Raw genomic sequence first — 20,535 nt, 5'->3', positions numbered from 1 at the left:
GACCTGATGGCGATCCAGCTAAGAGCCTCTGAGGAAGGAATTCCATACCAAACCCTGGTGTCGAGCATTATTCACAAGTACCTATCGGGTTCGTTAAAAGATGTTTCTGCTAACAAGGCGCTGCAGACGGACGCGGCAAAGCCGCGCCGCTGAGCGCAGCGTTATCTAATGATACAAGGTTGGAGTACATTTTAAGCGCACGGATTATTGAACAATCTATGCAACCTTCTTATCAACGATTGTCAGAAGTGGCCCCCTTTTTTTGGCATGCGGCGTGAAAATTGTCCCTTGATCAACATCCACCGCGTTGCAAAATTTGCGTCATGTTCCGGCAGCGTCCAGATTGCATGCAGATGGTCTGGTAATACTACAAAGGCATCAATATAAAACGGATGCCGTTGCTTGACTGCCCTAACCGCATCCCGAAGCAGATCAACATTTTCCACCAGCAGATGAAGATGGCGTTCAGCAAGGTTCACCGTAAAAAAATACGTTCCTCCTTCTACATTCGCACGTCGGTAACGCATAGCAACAAGCAATCGCCACGGATTGACCAGGTTAAGGAATTATAATGAGCAAATTTTCGAATCAAAATTACCCGATTAACATTGCCTGTTCGTTCGAAAAAAATTGTGATCAACCAGTTTACGCTGATATTACGTTGGGGTGCGCAAAGCTTACCCCAACCTACCTTGTTGCCTCGCTAATATTTGAAGCAATCAGATTAAGTTTGAGCGAATAAAATTCATTATTTAAATTGAATTTCCAATCCATCACGCCCCGAATCTATTTTTTTCGCCAGATCCCTTAAGCAGGTGCGCAGGCCTTCTTCTATTACCGGATGGTAAAATGGTGCGGCTAAAGCATCGAACACTGTCATCTTGTTTGCGATAGCCCAGGACAATAGATGGGCAAGGTGCTCGCCTGCGGGCGCGGCCAATTCCGCACCTAATAAAAGTCCGCTGCCGTTTTCACCATAAACATGCAGCATGCCTTTGTTTTTCTGCTTGATCGTAGCGCGTCCCTGGGAATCGAATAATACTTCGCCGGTCTGGTAGGTGCCGTCTTCCAGCGCGCGGAAGGATTTTCCAAGGCGTGCAATATTGGGTTCGCAAAAAGTAATGGCGAGGGGAGTGCGGCGATTGAAAGCAGTGACTTCATGGGTGCAGTTCCACCCAGCGATTTGACCTTCATCGGAAGCTTCGTGTAACACTGGAAGTTCACTGGTCACGTCGCCGGCTATAAAAATCGGAAAATCGGCGATCTGCATCGTTTCCGGGCTAAATTCGGGTATGCCTTTCTCATCGAATGGGACGCCGATTTCTTCGAGGCGCAAGCCATGTACATTAGGACGGCGTCCCGTTGCCGTCAGTACTTTTTTGACCTGAATACTTCTGGATTTATTTTCTTCCTCCCAGGAAATTTCTATTTCATCGCCCCTTTCGCTGTAGCAGAGTTCCTGGGTATAACTGAGTGGCAATTCTTCTTGAAAGTTTTTAATCGCATACGCAATGACATCCGGATCTGAGAGTCCGCCCACTGTGCGGGACCGGCCAAAAATATGCGTTTTGATCCCCATTCGATGCAGTGCCTGTCCCAGTTCCATTCCTAACGGGCCCGAGCCAATGACTGCCATTGAATCGGGAAGGCTCTGCTGTTCAAATAATGCATCCGTTGTTAATACCCTGCTGTTATCCTTTTTCCGCATCGCTTCCAGCGGTTCAGGAATGACCGGTGTGGAGCCGGTCGCCAGAATAATCTTGCCGGCTTTAATAATCTGGTCATTTACCTGAAGCGTATTCGGTTCAAGAAACCATGCTTTTCCCTGGATGTTTCTGTCGCCGATGCTGTCTATAGTATCCAGGACAAAGCTGACAAAATAATCGCGCATTGATCTGACATATTGAAGTGTCTCGTCTGTTTGAATACGAATATTGTCGCCTCCATGAATGCCTTGTTTTTTCAACTGATGACGACGGTGATAATCGTTTGCAGCCTGTATGAGAACCTTGCTGGGCATGCATCCCACCCGTGCACAGGTGGTGCCGTACAAGCCTTCATTGATCAGCAGAATATCCTGCGTGGATTTTTTTACAATTCCATAGGCTGACAGGCCGGCTGTTCCGGCTCCGATAATGGCAATTTCTGTTTTTCGCGTTTTCATATTAAAAGTCAATATAGAAAAATTGATTGTCAGAAACCATTCTGACAGAAGATAGAGCGCCTGTTGAAAGTAATTCATTCGACAGGATTAAAATTTGATCTTTAATCGTAATCTATTTGACGTTGCAATGCGAATGTGTTGCGTTAAATTGTATTGGATTAAATCGCGTAATAACTTTGATTTGTTGCGGGAAGTGTCGTTATTATTAAATTGTCAGGCATAGTCTGTACGGGTACACTGCGTAAATTGTTTCCTTCTCAGTTCAGTTAGAAAGTAGCAATTTGATATGATGATTGATGTAATAAGGAGTTTTTTTGATGGGAAAAATGACTAAATTGATTTTGATGCTGTTATTACTTTTCTTTTTGTCTTCTCATGCAGTTGCATCAGAAAGATATGGATATGGCCTGGGCTATGGGCACGGCTATATCGGTACGTCCAGCGAGAAGTTTGTCACGGGCATCGTCAATGCGGCGACGGGGTTTGTAGAGCTGCCTAAAAATATTGTGTTGACGACGCATAAGGATACTGTTGTGCATGGCATGACAATCGGTTTGGTGTCTGGCGTGATGCATACTGTGGCCCGTACCGTAATCGGCGTTTTCGATGTTGCGACATTTTTCATTCCAACGCCGCCATCTATTCAACCGCCTTTTGTCTGGCAGGACTTTTCAGTAGAAACGTCGTATTAGTTTCCTGATACTCGGGATTCCGGGATTGAAAAACGCCGTATCGTGATGTGTTTACGATACGGCGTTTTAATGTTTGCAGCCATTTAATAATTTTTCAGCACGAACTGGAGTTAATCACGTGCTTCGCGCAGTGCTGCAATTCTATCCTCCAGCGGTGGGTGAGACATGAACAGGCTTTTGAGCCCTCCGCCGAGGCTGCCTGAAATACCAAAGGCAGCCAGCTGATCGGGAAGGTGCGGCTGTTTTACAGTTAATTGCAGGCGCTGTAATGCGGCAATCATTTTATCGCGTCCTGCAAGGCTGGCGCCGCCTGCATCCGCCCGGAATTCTCGCTGCCGGCTAAACCACATGACAATCATGCTGGCCAGAATACCCAGGATAATTTCTGCAATAATCGCAGTGATCCAGAAGGCGGGGCCATGTCCATGTTCTGTTTTGAAGATAACGCGATCGACAGTATGACCAATGACGCGTGACAGGAAGATGACAAACGTGTTGACAACCCCTTGAATCAGCGCCAGCGTTACCATATCGCCATTGGCGATATGACTGACCTCATGTGCCAGCACGGCTTCAGCCTCATCTTGGCTCATGTTATTGAGTAGGCCGGCGCTGACCGCTACCAGTGCCTCATTTTTTGACATGCCGGTGGCGAAAGCGTTGATATCCGGTGCTGGATAAATAGCGACTTCGGGCATACCAATACCGGCTGCTTTCGCTTGACGCTGCACGGTTGTAACCAGCCAGTGTTCCTGTGCATTGCGTGGCACTTCAATAACCTGGGCACCGGTGAATCGCTTGGCAGTCCATTTGGACAGAGCCAGCGACATAAAAGAGCCGCCAAAACCAAAAACAGCTGCAAACAACAACAGGGAGTTCATATCCAGTCCGCTTCCCTGTTCATCTAAAATTCTCTCAAAACCCAGTAATCTCAAAGTAATACTTAGAACGACAATAATTGCAAGGTTTGTCGCGAGAAAAAGAAAAATTCTTTTCATTCAATTGCTCCGTGGAAAAATCAAATCATAAAAATAGCTTTGGGTATATGCGGCCTGATAATTTATTTTCAAGTTACGCTGGAAAATACCTGAATATCGAAAAAGGCGAATACGCGACGAGTGGCGCAGCTGCGGCGGGCGCTGCAGTGACAAAGGACTAATCGGGGCTGTTTTGAGCTGATGGAAGCTTATGGGGCTGAATTCGCGCGCGCAATATTTGCAGAGGGTAAACCATCTGACGGACTGCTTTCTATAATCTGGAAAAGGATTTCGTTTTTCTTAATCATGCCGAGATCGCTGCGGGCGCGCTCTTCAATTGCATCCGTTCCCTGTTTCAGATCATTGATTTCAGCAAAAAGAACTGTGTTGCGGTTTTGTAATTCAAGATTCTGTTCGTGCGTGTCTGTTACGGTCTGTTCAAGCTGCCGTACTTTGAGCCAACCAGCTTTACCCAACCACAAAGGATATTGCAGTAAGATAATCAGAGTGAGCAGTGCGGCAGCCAGATATCTCATTGTACGATTATTTCAGCTGATAAAAAGCTTTGCGGCCAGCATATTTGACGGTATCGCCCAGGTCTTCTTCAATACGCAGCAGCTGATTATATTTAGCCAGCCGATCCGAGCGTGAAAGCGAACCTGTTTTGATTTGCAATGCGTTCGTTGCGACTGCAATATCGGCTATCGTGGTATCTTCCGTTTCACCGGAACGGTGCGAAATAACAGCAGTGTAGCCTGCGCATTTGGCCGTTTCAATGGCTGCAAGCGTTTCTGTGAGTGTGCCGATCTGATTGACCTTGATGAGGATGGAATTGGCGATATTGCGCGAAATGCCTTCCTGCAGGATTTTTGCATTGGTTACAAAAATATCATCGCCAACAAGTTGCACTGCTTTGCCAAGTCTGCTGGTAAGCAGTTCCCAACCATCCCAGTCATGTTCGCTCATACCGTCTTCAATGCTGATAATCGGATATTTGTCTACCCATGAAGCAAGGTAATCTACAAATTGAGCCGACGTCAGGTTCAGGCCATCGGATGCAAGATGATATTTGCCCTCTGAAAAAAATTCAGAACTGGCACAATCAATGCCGATCGCGACATCCGTGCCGGGCTGGTAGCCGGCCAGATCAATGGCTTGAACAATCAATTGCAGCGCTTCCTCATTACTGCCAAGATTCGGTGCGAAACCGCCCTCGTCACCGACTGTGGTAGACATGTTTTTTTCGTTCAGCAGTTTTTTTAATGCATGAAAAACCTCTGCACCACAGCGAATGGCATCGCGGAAATTCTCGATGCCAAAGGGCACAATCATGAATTCCTGCATATCAATATTATTGTTGGCGTGCGCGCCACCATTAACGAGGTTCATGAGCGGTACCGGCATGGACATCATGCCTGCACCACCCAGATAGCGATATAAAGGCAGACCTGATTCGTCTGCAGCCGCTTTCGCCACCGCCAGTGAAACGGCGAGTAATGCATTTGCGCCAATGCGTGATTTGTTTTCCGTGCCATCCAGATCAATCAGTGCCTGATCAATAAAGGTTTGATCAACCGCGTCCAGTCCGATCAGCGTTTCGGAAATCTCGGTGTTGACATTTTCCACCGCTTTGAGTACGCCTTTTCCAAGGTAGCGCTGTGCATCACCGTCCCTGAGCTCGACAGCTTCCCGGGTGCCAACCGATGCGCCTGACGGAACGGAGGCGCGTCCCAGTACGCCTGATTCCAGCAGAACATCCGCTTCTATGGTTGGATTACCGCGAGAATCTAGTATTTCGCGGGCGATGACTTCTACAATTGCACTCATGCTTACGTTTTCCCTGTGTTGTCTGATTGGCTTTGTTTTTGATTTTAATACTATAATATAACTTCTAATCTCTACTTGATGAAGTTTTTATAACATTATTCTGAGCTAGGTTTTTAATCTGTTGTATTTGTAATACAGACAGCGTTATGTCATGTTTTTGATGTCGCGATCTGTTTTGTTTGCGTTCCTCCAGTAGGCATGGTTGATGACGAATTCAAAGAATAATCGATTGCCGCTTTTATGAAAGACTTGAATAAAGGGTGTCCTGCTTTGGGTTTTGATGTGAATTCAGGATGAAACTGACAAGCCAGAAACCAGGGATGTTCTGATTCGGATAGTTCAATGATTTCACACAAGTCTTCTTCCTGTGACAAACCACTGACACATAATCCGGCCTGAGTCAGTTCGGGTAGATAATCGCCATTGACTTCATATCGATGCCGGTGGCGTTCTATGATTTTATCGGCGCCATAGGCCTTCCAGGCCAGAGAGCCTTTTGTTAGAGTACATTCCTGTCCACCCAGCCGCATACTGCCACCGATATCGGAATTTTCGTCGCGAGTTTCAATACGTCCGTCACGTGTGCGCCATTCCGTGATCAGGCCTATAACGGGATAAGGTGTGTCAGGATTAAATTCCGTGCTGTGCGCGCCTTCCATACCGTTTTTGTTGCGCGCATATTCGATAACAGCCAGTTGCATGCCAAGGCAGATGCCCAGGTAGGGAATATGATTTATACGTGCGTAATTGATGGCCGATATTTTGCCTTCCACGCCGCGTTTGCCAAAGCCGCCTGGAACGAGTATGGCGTGCATTCCTTTCAGACAACTGACACCTTCTTTTTCAATCTGCTCTGAATCTACATAGGTAATGTTGATTTTGCTGCAGGTATGGATGCCGGCATGAATCAGCGCTTCAGAAAGCGATTTGTACGATTCGGTCAGATCAACATATTTTCCGACCAGTGCAATGGTGACGGTATGGGCCGGATGTTCAAGGGCGTGGACCAGTTTTTTCCAGACACTCAGGTCGGCGGGTTTTGCCAGAATATCAAGTTTATGGCAGATGATTTCATCGAGCATCTGTTCATGCAATAGTGCCGGTATTTTATAAATACAATCGACATCAATCGCTGAAATAACAGCCTGCTCTTTTACATTGGTGAACAATGCTATTTTGCGGCGTTCATCCTTAGGCACTTCACGGTCGGAACGGCAAAGCAATACATCCGGCTGGATACCGATTTCGCGTAATTCTTTTACGGAGTGCTGGGTCGGCTTGGTTTTTAATTCACCGGCAGAACCAATGTAGGGCAGTAATGTCAGGTGGATGAAGCAGGTGTCATCACTGGGTAGCTGTGTGGCCATTTGACGGATGGCTTCAAGAAATGGAAGCGATTCGATATCACCCACTGTACCGCCGATCTCGATGATAGCGACGTCTGCATCGCCGATGCCAGTCTGGATATATCGTTTGATTTCGTCGGTGATATGTGGAATGACCTGCACAGTTCCACCCAGGTAATCACCGCGCCGTTCTTTACGTATCACGCTTTCATAGATCTGGCCCGTGGTGAAATTATTATGACGGGTCATTTTGGTGCTGATAAACCGTTCGTAATGTCCCAGGTCAAGATCAGTTTCCGCGCCGTCCTCAGTGACAAATACTTCACCATGCTGGAAAGGACTCATGGTGCCCGGATCAACATTGATGTAAGGATCCAGTTTAAGCATGGTCACCTTGATGCCTCTTGTTTCCAGCAAAGCTGCAAGAGATGCTGCGGCGATACCTTTGCCAAGCGATGACACAACACCACCCGTCACGAAAACGTATTTGGTCATTGGGTGTAAAAAAAGCTAAAATACAAAGAGAGTGAAAAAGATCTTAAGCAGCTGTTTTTATGATACATTTGTACGGATAACGTTATCCAGCGTCATTGTGTTTGTTAGCGAATTTCTGCAAGTAAATAATTCATCATTTCTTCAGCCTGATGGCGGTAACTGCCGCCAAAAAGATTCAAATGATTCAAGACATGATAAAGGTTATACAAAACCTTTCGTACATTATACCCCGATTCCAGCGGATATTCATGTCGATAAGCAGAATAAAAATCTGCTGGAAAACCACCGAACAGCTCGGTCATGGCAATGTCGGCTTCACGGTCACCATGATACACGGCTGGATCAAATACAACAGGTTGACCGGTGTGGTCATATGAAAAATTGCCATTCCATAAATCGCCATGCAGCAGGGAAGGTCTGGGGGAATAGCTGGAAAAAAATTGCCTGAAATCTTCCAGCAGCAGTTCGCCGAGCCTTTGTAATTTGCCGTGATAACCTTTTGTTTGCGCTAAGTCTAGCTGGTATTGCAATCGATTTGTGCGCCAGAATGCTGGCCAGTCTGGTGATGGCGTGTTGATCTGTGGTGTGCTGCCAATTGTATTATCGCGCGTCCAGCCAAATTGTGGCGCGTTAGTCTGGTGCATGGCTGCAAGCCCTTTGCCAAATTCTTCAGCATTGCCATGAGTCCGGTAATTCAAATCGAGGTATTCGAGTACCAGCCAGGCATGTTGTTTGTCACGTTCCCAACAGATAGGATGCGGTGCGCGTAATGTATTCGATTGAATGATTTCCTGCAGTCCGGCGGCTTCTGCGGCAAACATGGCGAATCGGTCGGCAGCGTTGATTTTGACAAAAAAACACCGATGATCATCGGCAACGGAATAAGTCTGATTAATGCAGCCGCCACCGATAATTTTGATTGTTTTGGGATCAAACGGTTGCTGTGTCGTTGCTGCGATCTGTTTGGCAATTGCAGGCCAGGCATTCATGGTTTTTGAATTAAAAAAATTTATGTTTGCTCGGTTGTCAACCACTTTTCAGCTCGTGTAATTGCTTTGCGAACCTGGTTCGGCGCTGTGCCGCCAATATGGTCACGGCTGTTCAGTGAACCTTCCAGCGTTAAAACAGAGAAAATATCGGATGCTATCTGGGGTGAAAAACGCTGCAATTCGGCGAGTTCCAGATCGCCCAGGTCACACGCTTTCTGTTCCGCATATTGCACAGACCTGGCGACGATTTCATGAGCATCCCGGAAGGGAATCCCTTTTTTAACCAGGTAATCAGCCAGGTCAGTTGCGGTTGCAAAGCCTTGCATCGCGGCTTTACGCATGGCCGCTTGATTAACCTGAACACCGGATAGCATATCGGCATAGATGCGTAGTGTGTCAATCAGTGTGTCAACGGTATCAAACAAAGGCTCCTTGTCTTCCTGATTATCTTTGTTGTACGCGAGCGGCTGTGCTTTCATCAGTGTCAGTAATGCAACCAGATGGCCATTGATGCGACCGGTTTTGCCGCGCACCAGTTCCGGTACATCAGGATTCTTTTTCTGCGGCATAATAGATGAGCCTGTACAAAACCGGTCGGCCAGCGTTATGAAACCGACAGCAGGACTCATCCATAAAATGAATTCTTCCGAAATGCGTGACAGGTGCGTCATTATCAACGACGCGCAGGCACAGAATTCGATCGCAAAATCCCGGTCAGACACGGCATCCAGCGAATTTTCACAAACCCCCTCAAATGACAGGGTTTGTGCCACCTGTTCACGATTGATTGGATAACTGGTTCCTGCGAGCGCTGCAGCGCCCAGTGGCAATTGGTTAACGCGTTTCCGGCAGTCGGTTAATCGTTCAACGTCACGTTTCATCATTTCAAAATAGGCCATTAAATGATGGCCGAAGGTTACCGGTTGTGCAACCTGAAGGTGTGTGAATCCTGGCATGACTGTCTCAGTATGCTTTTTGGCCAGAGTGACGATGGCCGACTGCAAAGACAGGGTGAGGTGGATGATTTCATCAATTGAAGCGCGCAGATAAAGTCGAATATCGGTGGCGACCTGATCGTTTCTTGATCGGCCGGTATGCAGGCGTTTGCCGGCGTCACCAATTAACTGGGTCAAACGTTTTTCAATATTCAGGTGTACGTCTTCCAGTTGCAGTGACCACGCAAACTGTCCATCATGGATTTCATCGCTGATTTGCTTCAGGCCCCGTTCAATTGCTGCGAAATCTTCCCGGGTAATGATGTCTTGATTTGCCAGCATTTGAGCATGCGCCAGAGAGCCTTGTATATCATATTCAGCAAGGCGATAGTCAAAACTGATGGATGCGGTATAACGTTCCACGAGTGCGGAGACAGGTTCGCTAAATCTTCCGGACCATGCTTTTTTATTGGTTTCCACTAAAACGTATTATCCCTATTAAATTGTTATAATGACACGGGTTACATTATCGTTTTATGATAATTTTGTTAAATTATAAAACAAATTGCGCGGTGTGTTATTTGCTATACTTCTGCAGCGCTGGTTATTGTAACTTGCCGGAGCTGAAACATTGAATTTGATAGGCTTTGGTGCTGAGTCAGGGTACCAGAAATGAGTTTGAATTTAAGTAATGATCAATTAAAAGATATTAGTGTGTGGATTTTGATAAACATCGCACTGACAATATTAAATTTTAGAATGCTCTGCTTTCACTTCCGTTTGGATTAGTGGATAATTAGAGTTTTTTACCTGTCACCTAAACAAGGAGCTATTGATGACGGATCAGAACAAGCAAAACGAAACACTGCAATCTAAAGCAACTACATTCTATTCAATGCTGAGCCAGAAGTTTGAGCTGTTGGAAAAACTTCCACAAAAGCAGTTGCCCATGAAGTATGCTTTTTTGTTGGTGGGTATCATCATCTTTGTTTTTGCCTGGAAACAGATTGCTGTAGGTAAAATAGAATCTGATATGAATAAAGAGCTTGAAAGTGAACGCACCCTGATTACCCAGCAGGCACGTGAACACGCCGACAAGCAGTACAAAAAAGAAGAAGAACGTTTTGGACAGGTGCTGGCATGGGCAGTGCGCAGCGAACTTATCCGCAATAATATTGATCAAATCGGTTTGTACATGAACGAAATTGTTAAGCAAATCAATGCTGATCGCATTGTGTTGATTGGCGAAGGCGGCGAACTGCTGGTGTCAACCGATAAACGGCTTGAAGATGTGAAAGGAAGCGATTTATATTCTTCAGAAGTCATCAATGAACATAAAATTACCATCAAATCAGATGTGGATGGGAAAAAATTACTCATTGCACCTATCTCTGATTTTAACAAACGCATCGCTGTACTTGTGATCAGCTACAATCAAGCAAAAATCAACTAAGTAATGCTGGTCGCGACTGCTGCGTGATTCAGCGGTTTGCTTAACAAAGAAAAAGAACTTGAAGCCCCTGTTTTGTCCAGGGGTTTTTTTATGTCGAGCAGTTGAGTTGCTCCGGAAAAATACTATGAGTTGCTGGTGCGCTGAATTTCGGCGCCTAGATGAGATAATTTTTTCTCAATGGCTTCATAACCTCGATCAAGATGATAAATACGATCAATGACTGTTTCTCCCTGCGCAATCAATCCCGCAATGACAAGACTGGCAGAAGCGCGTAAATCGGTTGCCATTACTTTGGTGCCATCAAGCTGGGGTATGCCGTGAATAATCGCGGTATGTCCTTCAACCTTAATATCCGCATTCATGCGCTTGAGTTCCTGCACATGCATCAAACGATTTTCAAAAATAGTTTCCGTTATCACGGCAGTGCCGTTGGCAATGCAGTTCAGTGACATAAACTGAGCCTGCATATCGGTTGGAAATGCAGGGTAGGGCGCGGTTCGCAGGTTAATAGACTTGGGTCTTTCATTCATTTTCAAATGAATCCAATGATCTCCGGATTTGATTTTTGCACCACTTTCAGTCAATTTATCCAGTACTGCATCCAGATGACGAGCGTTCGTTTCCTTTAAAAAAATGTCGCCACTTGCCGCGCAGGCAGCGGCTAGAAATGTGCCTGTTTCGATGCGGTCAGGCATAACTTTATGTTCGGCGCCATGTAGAGACGGCACCCCTTCAATGGTGATAATATCGCTGCCCGCACCTTCAATTTTGGCGCCCATTGCGATGAGACAATTGGCCAGGTCGATAATTTCCGGTTCTCGCGCTGCATTTTCAATAATGGTTGTGCCCTGCGCAAGCGTTGCCGCCATCATCAGATTTTCCGTGCCGGTTACAGTAACGATGTCCATGACAATACGTGCACCCTGCAGTTTTTTGGCGACGGCATGAATATAACCATGTTTGATTGTGATTTCTGCACCCATGGTTTCCAGACCTTTAATATGCTGATCGACTGGTCTTAAACCGATGGCGCAGCCCCCTGGCAGTGATATGTTGGCTTCACCAGCGCGTGCAAGCAGTGGCCCCAGTACTAAAATAGCTGCGCGCATTGTTTTTACCATTTCATAAGGCGCTGTCAGTTGTGTCAGGTCTGCCGCAGACAGTATGACTTCAGATTGATTCTCGGACTGGACTTTAACGCCTATCTGCTCAAGCAGTGACAGCATGGTTGTGACATCCATCAACAGGGGTACATTTTTGATTTTGACTGCGTCTCGCGTAAGTAAAGTAGCGCATATAGCGGGTAGCGCAGCATTCTTTGCGCCTGAAATACGAATTTCTCCGCGTAGCGGATTTCCACCTTGAATAGTCAGTTTGGGTGTTGCGTCATGCATGGATACGGTTTAATCGAGAATTGAGTCAATCGCAAATCTGTGCATTATATCCGAGCAAACGCTTTTCTACGGACATCTTTTGTTTGATTTTATATAACCGAAAACAAAAGTGATTTGTTACGGGAAAAACGCATTATGCATTTTGAGTTATATTCCATGTCCAACGTGAGTCATCAGCATGCTGTCAGTATTATTATTGCTTGAATGTCTGTTACGCTGAATCTTCCACGATATATAACCATTTTTGATTCGAGTATGTTGTACTGTCTCACTGTCTTTTATAATCTGCATACTGGTTTAGATGATCACGCTGGATGACGGTTGTGGTTCTATAATGATAAGCTGATTAATGAATTTTCAATTCGAATGAGATAGGAGAAGGTATGAGCAAACAAATTATTCAGACTGAACAAGCGCCTCAGGCGATAGGCACTTATTCTCAGGCAGTCAAGGTTAGCGGTGGCGAGACGGTTTATATGTCGGGACAAATCGGTCTGGATGCTGTAACCATGCAGATGGTTAACGGTATTGACGCACAAATACAGCAGGTATTCCTCAACCTGAAAGCGGTTGCTGTCGCAAGTGGCGGAGGTTTGAATGATATTGTAAAGCTGAATATTTTTCTGACCGATCTCGACCATTTTGCTTTGGTTAATGAAATTATGGCAAGCTACTTTGAAAAGCCTTACCCGGCACGTGCTGCAATAGGTGTCAAGGCATTGCCGCGTGGTGCACTGGTTGAAATGGATGCCGTTATGGTGTTGCCGCGATAGTACCGGTAAGGCCGTGGGTAAATCAGCGGACACGCCGGAGTCAGTGGCGTCAGGTGAACCAACCAGGATCGATGATAAAACTAAAGTAATCGATACAGGCGGAACAACCGCAATATCATTCGTCACACTGTCTATCAATCAGAAGGTACAAGAAAAATTATCACGGCTGGGTATCTGCAATGAAAGGGACCTGGTGCTTCATCTGCCCATTCGTTATGAAGATGAAACGCATCTGTTTCCTATCAATCATGCGCCACAGGGAAGGACCGTGCAGGTTGAGGGTGTCATCGTGCATAATGAAGTCATGCTCAAGCCAAGGCGCCAGCTTGTGTGTAAAATAACAGATGACAGCGGAACGCTTTGCATGCGTTTTCTGAATTTTTACGGTAGTCAGATTAAAACCTATGCTGTCGGAAAAAGGGTGCGGTTATTGGGGGAGATTCGTCACGGATTTTTTGGCGCAGAAATGATTCACCCCAAATGCCGTATTGTGCAGAAAGGCGAACCACTGGCGGTTGCTATGACACCGGTTTATTCCATCACAGCGGGGTTGCCGCAAAAGATACTGAGTAAATTGATTCAGCAGGTTTTAAACGGCCCACTAAATGCATCATTACTCGCCGAAACGTTACCGGATAAAATAGTCCGTAAGTATCAGCTTCCCGGTTTTGAGCAAAGCATATGCATTCTGCATCACCCGCCACCCGATACACCGGTTGATTTGCTGGAGTTGCGCACGCATTCAGCCTGGCAACGGATTAAAATCGATGAATTACTGGCGCAGCAGCTTTCGATGCGCATGCATTATCGCCAGCGCCGCAGCCGGAAAGCGCCAAAGCTGCCTCAAAAACAAACATTGTGCCAAACATTCCAGGCACAACTGGCCTTCAGTTTGACGGCTGCGCAACGAAGAGTAGTGGCGGAAATCAGCCGGGATCTGGCGTCGCCTCATCCGATGCAGCGGTTGCTGCAGGGTGATGTCGGCAGCGGCAAAACGATTGTGGCGGCAATGGCTGCATTGCAGGCCATTGATAATGGTTATCAAGCGGCCATCATGGCGCCGACCGAGATTCTGGCAGAGCAGCATTTTCAAAAATTGTCGACGTGGTTTGAACCGCTGGGTATTCAAGTCGCCTGGTTGTCCGGTGGTCAGAGAAAAAAGGCGAAACAAATGGTTTTGGCGACCATCGAATCAGGTGAAGCGATGCTGGTCGTTGGTACTCATGCATTATTCCAGGAGCAGGTCAGTTTTTATCAGCTAGGATTGACAATTGTTGATGAACAGCACCGTTTTGGGGTGCATCAGCGCCTCGCGTTGCGCACTAAAGGCGCGCAGTCACAACCCGATAGTATGCCACACCAGTTGATGATGAGTGCGACGCCGATTCCACGCACGTTGTCGATGAGCTACTTTGCCGATTTGGATGTGTCTATTATTGATGAATTGCCGCCTGGCAGATCACCGGTTGTCACCAAACTGGTGGCCGATAGCCGCCGCAATGAAGTGGTGGCGCGTATACAACATGCATGTCATCAGGGTAAGCAGGTCTACTGGGTTTGTCCGTTGATTGAAGAATCGGAAACATTGCAATTGCAAACGGCAATGGAAACCCATGAGAATTTAAGCCGGATATTTCCGGATTTAAAGATCGGTCTGGTGCATGGGCGATTACCTGCGCAGGAAAAAACCGACATGATGCTGCGCTTTAAGCAGGCAGAAATTCAATTGCTGGTAGCTACCACTGTGATCGAAGTGGGCGTGGATGTGCCGAATGCGTCGTTAATGGTGATTGAAAATGCGGAGCGCATGGGGTTGTCGCAATTGCATCAATTACGAGGACGTGTGGGCCGCGGTGCGGATGCCAGTGTATGTATACTGATGTACCAGCAGCCTTTGTCAGAGATTGCACGCAAGCGTCTGAAAATTATTTTTGAAAATAATGATGGTTTTGAAATTGCCCGGCAGGATTTGCATTTGCGCGGACCCGGTGAATTTCTGGGTGCCCGGCAAAGTGGTATTCCGATGTTGCGTTTTGCAGATCTGGAAAAAGATGGCGCATTACTCACCACTGCGCAATCCGTAGCTGATGAAATGCTCAATGATTATCCGCAGTGGGCGCAGCGGCATGTTCAGCGCTGGCTGGGTGATAAAATGGAATATCTGCGGGTGTAGTCATCAAGTAAGCTGCATCTGAGTAAATGGAAACCAGCTTTACCACATCTTGATTTTTACCGGATGCGAATAACGCCAATAGCTTTTGCAAATTTTGATTTGTAGACTATTGTATAATGCGAGCTTTTATCAAAGGCCGGTGCGTGTATCGGTTGGGCGGTTTTTTAAATGACATTGTCTTGTCCGGAATCAGTTTCCCCACTATGCGGAAACTTAATTTTTTAAAATGAATAGGGCGCATCCTCAAGCATGGCATACGACCTTAAGTGCTATTTCTCCCGAAATCCGTCAATGGCTGCAGGATCGCGGTTCACTGACACGCCGTATTCAGGAGCGTTGCGACCAGTTTTATGTCGAGCCGGTTTTCCAGTCACTTACCAAAGTATATGGTGATGAATCAATTAAAATGAAACTGCGGCAGGATGAACTGGCGTTGGTGCGAGAGGTTTATCTCTATTGTTGCGATAGACCGGTTGTGTTTGCACATTCGGTCGTGCCTCGCAAGGGTTTAAGAGGCGTATGGCGCAGTTTAAGCGGTCTGGGCAATCGTTCGCTAGGCAGTATGTTGTTTACTAACCCCAAAATAAAACGTACGCCTCTCGAATTTAAGAAAGTCGGTGGCGGTCATTTTTTGTATGAACGGGCTATAATACGATTAACAACCATTCCGCCCAATCTATGGGCAAGGCGGTCGCTGTTTACGCTGCAAGGTCAGTCTATTCTGGTGACCGAGGTTTTTCTACCCGATATTCTGGATTTACCATTGTGAGTGTTTCAGATCAAGCGAATCAAACAAGCCGGCTTGCTATTTACGCGCGATTAATGCGGCTGGATAAGCCTATCGGTATTTTGCTGTTGTTGTGGCCGATGCTGTGGGGATTATGGTTTGCTGCGCAGGGTTTTCCCGATGGGCATATTCTGGTTATTTTTTTGATGGGCACCGTTCTGATGCGTTCGGCCGGTTGCGTGATCAATGACTTTGCCGACCGCAAAATCGATCCGCATGTAGAGCGAACCAAAAACCGGCCAATGGCTGCCGGACAAGTCAGTTCCAGGGAAGCATTGCTGCTTGCTGCCGGACTCAGTCTGGTTGCTTTTTTACTGATTCTGCCATTGAATCTGTTGACCATTCTGTTATCGGTACCCGCGTTGTTTCTGGCGGCATCGTATCCGTTTACCAAACGTTTTTTTGCCATGCCGCAGGCTTATCTGGGTATTGCATTCAGTTTTGGGATTCCAATGGCATTCGCTGCACAGACTGATTCATTACCATCGATTGTCTGGATACTGATGCTGGCCAATCTGTTCTGGGTTATTGCATATGACACAGCGTATGCCATCGTCGACAAACCGGATGATCTGAAAATCGGTATCAAGACATCCGCTATTACATTCGGACGCTTTGATGTGACGGGCGTCATGGTATGCCATGTGCTTTTCATCGCATTTATGCTTTATATCGGACAGCTGCAGGCGATGGGCATGGTTTACTATGTTGGACTGATAGCGGCTGTCGGTCTTATGGGGTATCAATATATCTTGATCCGGAACCGTGACCGGACGCTTTGTTTCAAGGCATTTTTGCATAACAATTGGGTAGGCTTGGTGGTGTTTGCCGGTATTGCGCTCGATTTCCTGTTGCAACAGAACTAGGAAACAGATTGATGAAATATAAGGATCTGCGGGATTTTATTGCACAGTTGGAAACGTTGGGAGAACTCAAACGTATCCAAACGGAAATTGATCCGGCGCTGGAAATGACTGAAATATGTGATCGTATCCTGAAGGCCGAAGGTCCGGCAGTTCTGTTTGAAAATCCGAAAGGCCACAACATACCGGTGCTCGGTAATTTGTTCGGCACGCCCAAACGTGTCGCTATGGGCATGGGGCAGGAGTCGGTGGAAGCGTTGCGCGAAGTCGGCAAACTGCTGGCCTATCTGAAAGAACCCGATCCGCCGAAAGGCCTGAAAGACGCCTGGGATAAACTGCCGGTATTGAAACAGGTTTTGAATATGGCGCCGAAGGTATTGAGCAGCGCGCCATGCCAGGAAATCGTCTGGGAAGGTGATGATATCGATCTGGGAAAAATACCGATTCAAACCTGTTGGCCCGGTGATGTTGCGCCATTGATAACCTGGGGTTTGACTGTTACCCGTGGCCCCAATAAAACACGTCAAAACCTGGGTATTTACCGTCAGCAGGTGATAGCGTCTAACAAAGTCATCATGCGCTGGCTCGCACATCGTGGCGGGGCGCTGGATTTCCGGGAATTTTGCCTGGCCAATCCCGGCAAGCCCTACCCGATAGCCGTTGCCCTTGGTGCAGATCCCGCCACGATTCTGGGTGCAGTGACGCCGGTACCGGATACCTTGAGCGAATATCAGTTTGCCGGGTTATTGCGCGGCTCCAAAACGGAAGTTGTCAAATGCATCGGCAACGATCTGCAGGTTCCCGCGAGTGCTGAAATGGTGCTGGAGGGCGCGATTTATCCCGATGAAACCGCACTTGAAGGTCCCTACGGCGATCATACTGGCTACTACAACGAACAGGAGACTTTCCCGGTCTTTACCATCGAGCGCATCACCATGCGCCGTAATCCCATTTATCATTCCACGTATACTGGCAAGCCGCCTGATGAGCCGGCCATTCTGGGCGTGGCATTAAATGAAGTATTCGTGCCACTGCTGCAAAAACAATTTCCGGAAATCACCGATTTTTATCTGCCACCAGAAGGCTGTTCCTACCGTATGGCGGTTGTGAGCATGAAGAAACAATATGCCGGGCACAGCAAACGCGTCATGTTCGGCATCTGGAGCTTTCTGCGCCAGTTTATGTACACCAAATTCATCATCGTTACCGACGATGACGTCAATATCCGCGATTGGAAAGAAGTCATCTGGGCCATCACTACCCGCGTCGACCCCGCGCGCGATACGCTCATTGTTGAAAATACGCCAATCGACTACCTCGACTTCGCCAGTCCGGTATCCGGCCTCGGCGGCAAAATGGGACTTGATGCAACCAATAAATGGCCGGGAGAAACGAACCGGGAGTGGGGAACACCGATTGCGATGGATGAAGTTATTAAGCAGAAGGTTGATGCGATTTGGGACGAGCTGGGGCTGCTATAAAACTATCAAGTGACACTTGTTCTGTTTAGGTCAATTCTCAAAATAAACGGCTTCGAAAAATGATAGAATGTCGGCCACTGATCGTCAGGCTGGTTTGCTTGTTGCATAACTTGATTTGTATGGTTCACGCGCATTTGACATTTTTGTGCCTGAAACACGATTAAGTCGCATAGTCGATTTTTCGATTCAGAACAGGCGGCATGATGCTGCATTCATTTTTAAACAGAGATAATCCTGTATTATGGTTGTGCGTTTTTGGCACAACCGCTGAATGCAGGTCTTTGCCGATTTTTGTGGTTTTTATGATCGCAATGATAACCAGGTATTTCTTCCGACGATCCCGTCAGCGACAAGATTGTTTTTTTTCTGAAACATCAATACGGCAAGCTCTGTGGCTGGACCAAAATCATTATCGATTGAAATGTCGAAGCCTTCAGCTATCAGTAGTTCCTGTAATTCTCTGACTGCATCACCAAAAGACCCGCGGCGAAGTACTATGGAATTGCCGCCTTCATTGAGCGCTACTCTGATGCCTTCAATGTTAGCAAGCGCAGTTTTAGCCTTTTGAAGATACTGGCGTCGGTCATCTAAGCCGTTGAGGCCTCCATTGACAAGTTTGGTAGCCTTTATCAAATCATCCCGATCAGCTGCGGCGTTTATTTTTCGAGTATTCCAATATTCACACGCGATCTTCAGAGAAGTAACAGGTTCTGCCGCAAGCACCGGGTCATCTTCTAGAGGCAAATCAAGTATTTCACCAATTTTTCGATAATTGGTGCGTCCGGTGAGCTGGATCAGACCGCGGCCTTTATAACGTTTGCCATCTCCAGCGTGAATATTGCCAAGATCTTCGCGTCCTTCATAAGCTGCCCCGGAAGCAAACTCTTCGGTAGTGCGGAAACCGGCACATTCATGCGTGACCTGAGCCATAAAGTGAGCAATGCGCTTTTTTGTATTGATATCGTAGCTATCAAGTGTAGGAGAAAAAACAGCAGATATCTCACCCACAATGCGTGATTGTGCTTCAGCTTTAGCGCCTGAAAAACGCGGGGCAACAGCCAAAATAAAATCACTGTTTACAGGTATCATTTTTCACTCTCCTTTTCGAGAAACACTGGCATCAAAAACAATCGGAATATGCTGCGGCTAACGTTTCAAATCTCCGGCAATGTTTACGCTATCCGCGTGATTTTACTTGTTAGCTGCTTCAAATGGTGTACATGAATAAGACCCTTATCAATTTCACCGCACTCACATTCAAAATCCATACGACAAAATGAGCATTCAAAATCATGTACTTTCAGGCAGTCTTTACGTGCTTGTTGGATTGCGCCCATAGATATTAACTGAGATCGTGCCTGGTAGCCACCTTCGATGTATTGTTTGGGTTCGGCAACTTCTTCTGGAAACACTTCATGCCGCGAGTCTGCTTCTTCATAATGGTATAACCAGTATTCCAGCTACCCTTTTGCTATTCCCGTGGAACGTTGCATATACGATTAATATCGTTCTTCGTCTACGCATTCCCAACTGTAAAATTATAAATTCGCACCTGGTCTCCTGATGCAGCTTACGCCTTGCCTAACGGTGCTTGCTGGCTGAAAGGGTTGGCGGCAGCAAAGCAAAGCAGCTTGCAAGCGTGCGTTGTTGCAAAGTGTTATGTATTTACTTTAGAGCCCCATCCAGGCTGCAATCGACACTGCAATGCTGATAAATACTCCGGAAAAGGCCAAAATCAATTCACCATAGGGCTTCGTCGGATGAGCGCCTGAGATAAGCACGGAGGCGGCGTGGTTCTTGGGGTTATAGAATACCCTCACACTTGAACTCTGAGGATGAGCCTTCGCGAAGTCGACCGTTTCGGGATAATGTAAGTGATAAAACGCAACTTCGCTCCCTGAATATCGGATGCCTTCGATATCGTATTCATAGGCCACTCTCAGATTCTCAGCATCAATCATCTCGCCATCAATGTTACGCGTTCCCCATAAATGAACATCGACCAGCACACCTTCAGTTGTGGGCCAGTGGTTACTCGCATCGGCGCTTCGATAACTTACCAAGGCGTGTCTTGCCATATAGGCACAAAACAAAGCAAACGCGAAAGTCAGCAAAAAAAGGGGAGTGATCATCTTCGATTACACTGATGCACAGCGCCTTGCTCAGCAGCGTGCAAGCCGGAGCGG

General features: G+C 46.8%; 19 protein-coding genes. 8 read left to right on the top strand and 11 right to left on the bottom strand.

Annotated features, from left to right (window positions below; genetic code table 11):
• Positions 1-242: 242 nt before the first annotated feature.
• Positions 243-527 (bottom strand): REP-associated tyrosine transposase, encoded by a 285-nt coding sequence (locus C8R11_RS10240; protein WP_107795606.1) that lies wholly within the window; start codon positions 525-527, stop codon positions 243-245.
• Positions 528-748: 221 nt separating this feature from the next.
• Positions 749-2,164, bottom strand: coding sequence for a dihydrolipoyl dehydrogenase (locus C8R11_RS10235; protein WP_107795617.1), 1,416 nt, complete (start codon positions 2,162-2,164; stop codon positions 749-751).
• Positions 2,165-2,481: 317 nt separating this feature from the next.
• Here C8R11_RS10235 and C8R11_RS10230 point away from each other — a divergent pair, with 317 nt between their 5' ends.
• Positions 2,482-2,856, top strand: a complete 375-nt coding sequence (locus C8R11_RS10230) for an exosortase system-associated protein, TIGR04073 family (RefSeq protein ID WP_107795605.1) — start codon at positions 2,482-2,484, stop codon at positions 2,854-2,856.
• 110 nt (positions 2,857-2,966) lie between these two features.
• On the opposite strand, the gene htpX is transcribed toward C8R11_RS10230, so the two are convergent.
• Positions 2,967-3,854 carry a protease HtpX gene (htpX, locus tag C8R11_RS10225; protein ID WP_107795604.1) on the bottom strand — a complete coding sequence of 296 codons (888 nt, stop codon included), beginning with the start codon at positions 3,852-3,854 and terminating at the stop codon, positions 2,967-2,969.
• Positions 3,855-3,865: 11 nt separating this feature from the next.
• Between htpX and C8R11_RS16205 the strand changes: the two genes are divergently transcribed.
• Positions 3,866-4,015 carry a hypothetical protein gene (locus C8R11_RS16205; protein ID WP_181258232.1) on the top strand — a complete coding sequence of 50 codons (150 nt, stop codon included), beginning with the start codon at positions 3,866-3,868 and terminating at the stop codon, positions 4,013-4,015.
• Positions 4,016-4,042: 27 nt separating this feature from the next.
• Here the strand turns inward: C8R11_RS16205 and ftsB are convergent, their stop codons facing one another.
• The 5 genes from ftsB to argH all read right to left on the bottom strand — a co-directional run bounded on the left by ftsB (position 4,043) and on the right by argH (position 9,905).
• Positions 4,043-4,369: a cell division protein FtsB gene (gene ftsB, locus C8R11_RS10220; RefSeq protein ID WP_107795603.1), complete on the bottom strand. Its 327-nt coding sequence runs from the start codon at positions 4,367-4,369 to the stop codon at positions 4,043-4,045.
• A 7-nt stretch (positions 4,370-4,376) separates the two neighbouring features.
• Positions 4,377-5,660: a phosphopyruvate hydratase gene (gene eno, locus C8R11_RS10215; protein ID WP_107795602.1), complete on the bottom strand. Its 1,284-nt coding sequence runs from the start codon at positions 5,658-5,660 to the stop codon at positions 4,377-4,379.
• A 149-nt stretch (positions 5,661-5,809) separates the two neighbouring features.
• Positions 5,810-7,501: a CTP synthase gene (locus tag C8R11_RS10210; protein ID WP_107795601.1), complete on the bottom strand. Its 1,692-nt coding sequence runs from the start codon at positions 7,499-7,501 to the stop codon at positions 5,810-5,812.
• Positions 7,502-7,605: 104 nt separating this feature from the next.
• Positions 7,606-8,490, bottom strand: coding sequence for a fructosamine kinase family protein (locus C8R11_RS10205; protein WP_107795600.1), 885 nt, complete (start codon positions 8,488-8,490; stop codon positions 7,606-7,608).
• Between the two features lie 20 nt (positions 8,491-8,510).
• Positions 8,511-9,905 (bottom strand): argininosuccinate lyase, encoded by a 1,395-nt coding sequence (gene argH / locus C8R11_RS10200; RefSeq protein WP_107795599.1) that lies wholly within the window; start codon positions 9,903-9,905, stop codon positions 8,511-8,513.
• A gap of 355 nt (positions 9,906-10,260) precedes the next feature.
• Between argH and C8R11_RS10195 the strand changes: the two genes are divergently transcribed.
• The gene (locus tag C8R11_RS10195; protein ID WP_090698849.1) at positions 10,261-10,878 is read left to right on the top strand and encodes a hypothetical protein; all 618 of its coding nucleotides are present in this window, start codon (positions 10,261-10,263) and stop codon (positions 10,876-10,878) included.
• 122 nt (positions 10,879-11,000) lie between these two features.
• On the opposite strand, the gene murA is transcribed toward C8R11_RS10195, so the two are convergent.
• Entirely contained in the window at positions 11,001-12,272 is a 1,272-nt protein-coding gene (murA, locus tag C8R11_RS10190) for a UDP-N-acetylglucosamine 1-carboxyvinyltransferase (protein ID WP_107795598.1), read from the bottom strand.
• A 383-nt stretch (positions 12,273-12,655) separates the two neighbouring features.
• Between murA and C8R11_RS10185 the strand changes: the two genes are divergently transcribed.
• The 5 genes from C8R11_RS10185 (at position 12,656) to ubiD (ending at position 18,349) form a co-directional block, all read left to right on the top strand.
• Positions 12,656-13,045 carry a Rid family detoxifying hydrolase gene (locus tag C8R11_RS10185; protein ID WP_090698844.1) on the top strand — a complete coding sequence of 130 codons (390 nt, stop codon included), beginning with the start codon at positions 12,656-12,658 and terminating at the stop codon, positions 13,043-13,045.
• Entirely contained in the window at positions 13,002-15,218 is a 2,217-nt protein-coding gene (gene recG, locus C8R11_RS10180) for an ATP-dependent DNA helicase RecG (protein ID WP_425320584.1), read from the top strand. Before C8R11_RS10185 ends, recG begins: the two co-directional genes overlap by 44 nt.
• A gap of 226 nt (positions 15,219-15,444) precedes the next feature.
• Entirely contained in the window at positions 15,445-15,987 is a 543-nt protein-coding gene (locus C8R11_RS10175) for a chorismate--pyruvate lyase family protein (RefSeq protein ID WP_107795596.1), read from the top strand.
• Positions 15,984-16,871 carry a 4-hydroxybenzoate octaprenyltransferase gene (gene ubiA, locus C8R11_RS10170; RefSeq protein ID WP_280523892.1) on the top strand — a complete coding sequence of 296 codons (888 nt, stop codon included), beginning with the start codon at positions 15,984-15,986 and terminating at the stop codon, positions 16,869-16,871. The genes C8R11_RS10175 and ubiA overlap by 4 nt, the downstream gene beginning before the upstream one ends.
• An 11-nt stretch (positions 16,872-16,882) precedes the next feature.
• Positions 16,883-18,349 carry a 4-hydroxy-3-polyprenylbenzoate decarboxylase gene (gene ubiD, locus C8R11_RS10165; RefSeq protein ID WP_107795594.1) on the top strand — a complete coding sequence of 489 codons (1,467 nt, stop codon included), beginning with the start codon at positions 16,883-16,885 and terminating at the stop codon, positions 18,347-18,349.
• Between the two features lie 300 nt (positions 18,350-18,649).
• Here ubiD and C8R11_RS10155 read toward each other — a convergent pair whose 3' ends face one another.
• A complete protein-coding gene (locus C8R11_RS10155; RefSeq protein ID WP_107795592.1) occupies positions 18,650-19,438 on the bottom strand; it encodes a peptidoglycan-binding protein in 789 nt (262 codons plus the stop codon).
• A 581-nt stretch (positions 19,439-20,019) separates the two neighbouring features.
• Positions 20,020-20,481 (bottom strand): DUF3592 domain-containing protein, encoded by a 462-nt coding sequence (locus tag C8R11_RS10145; protein ID WP_107795590.1) that lies wholly within the window; start codon positions 20,479-20,481, stop codon positions 20,020-20,022.
• Positions 20,482-20,535: the final 54 nt, after the last annotated feature.

Source organism: Nitrosomonas aestuarii (assembly GCF_003046585.1).
In the GTDB taxonomy this organism is placed as follows: Bacteria; Pseudomonadota; Gammaproteobacteria; order Burkholderiales; family Nitrosomonadaceae; genus Nitrosomonas; species Nitrosomonas aestuarii.
This window is presented reverse-complemented; position numbering and strand designations above follow the sequence as displayed.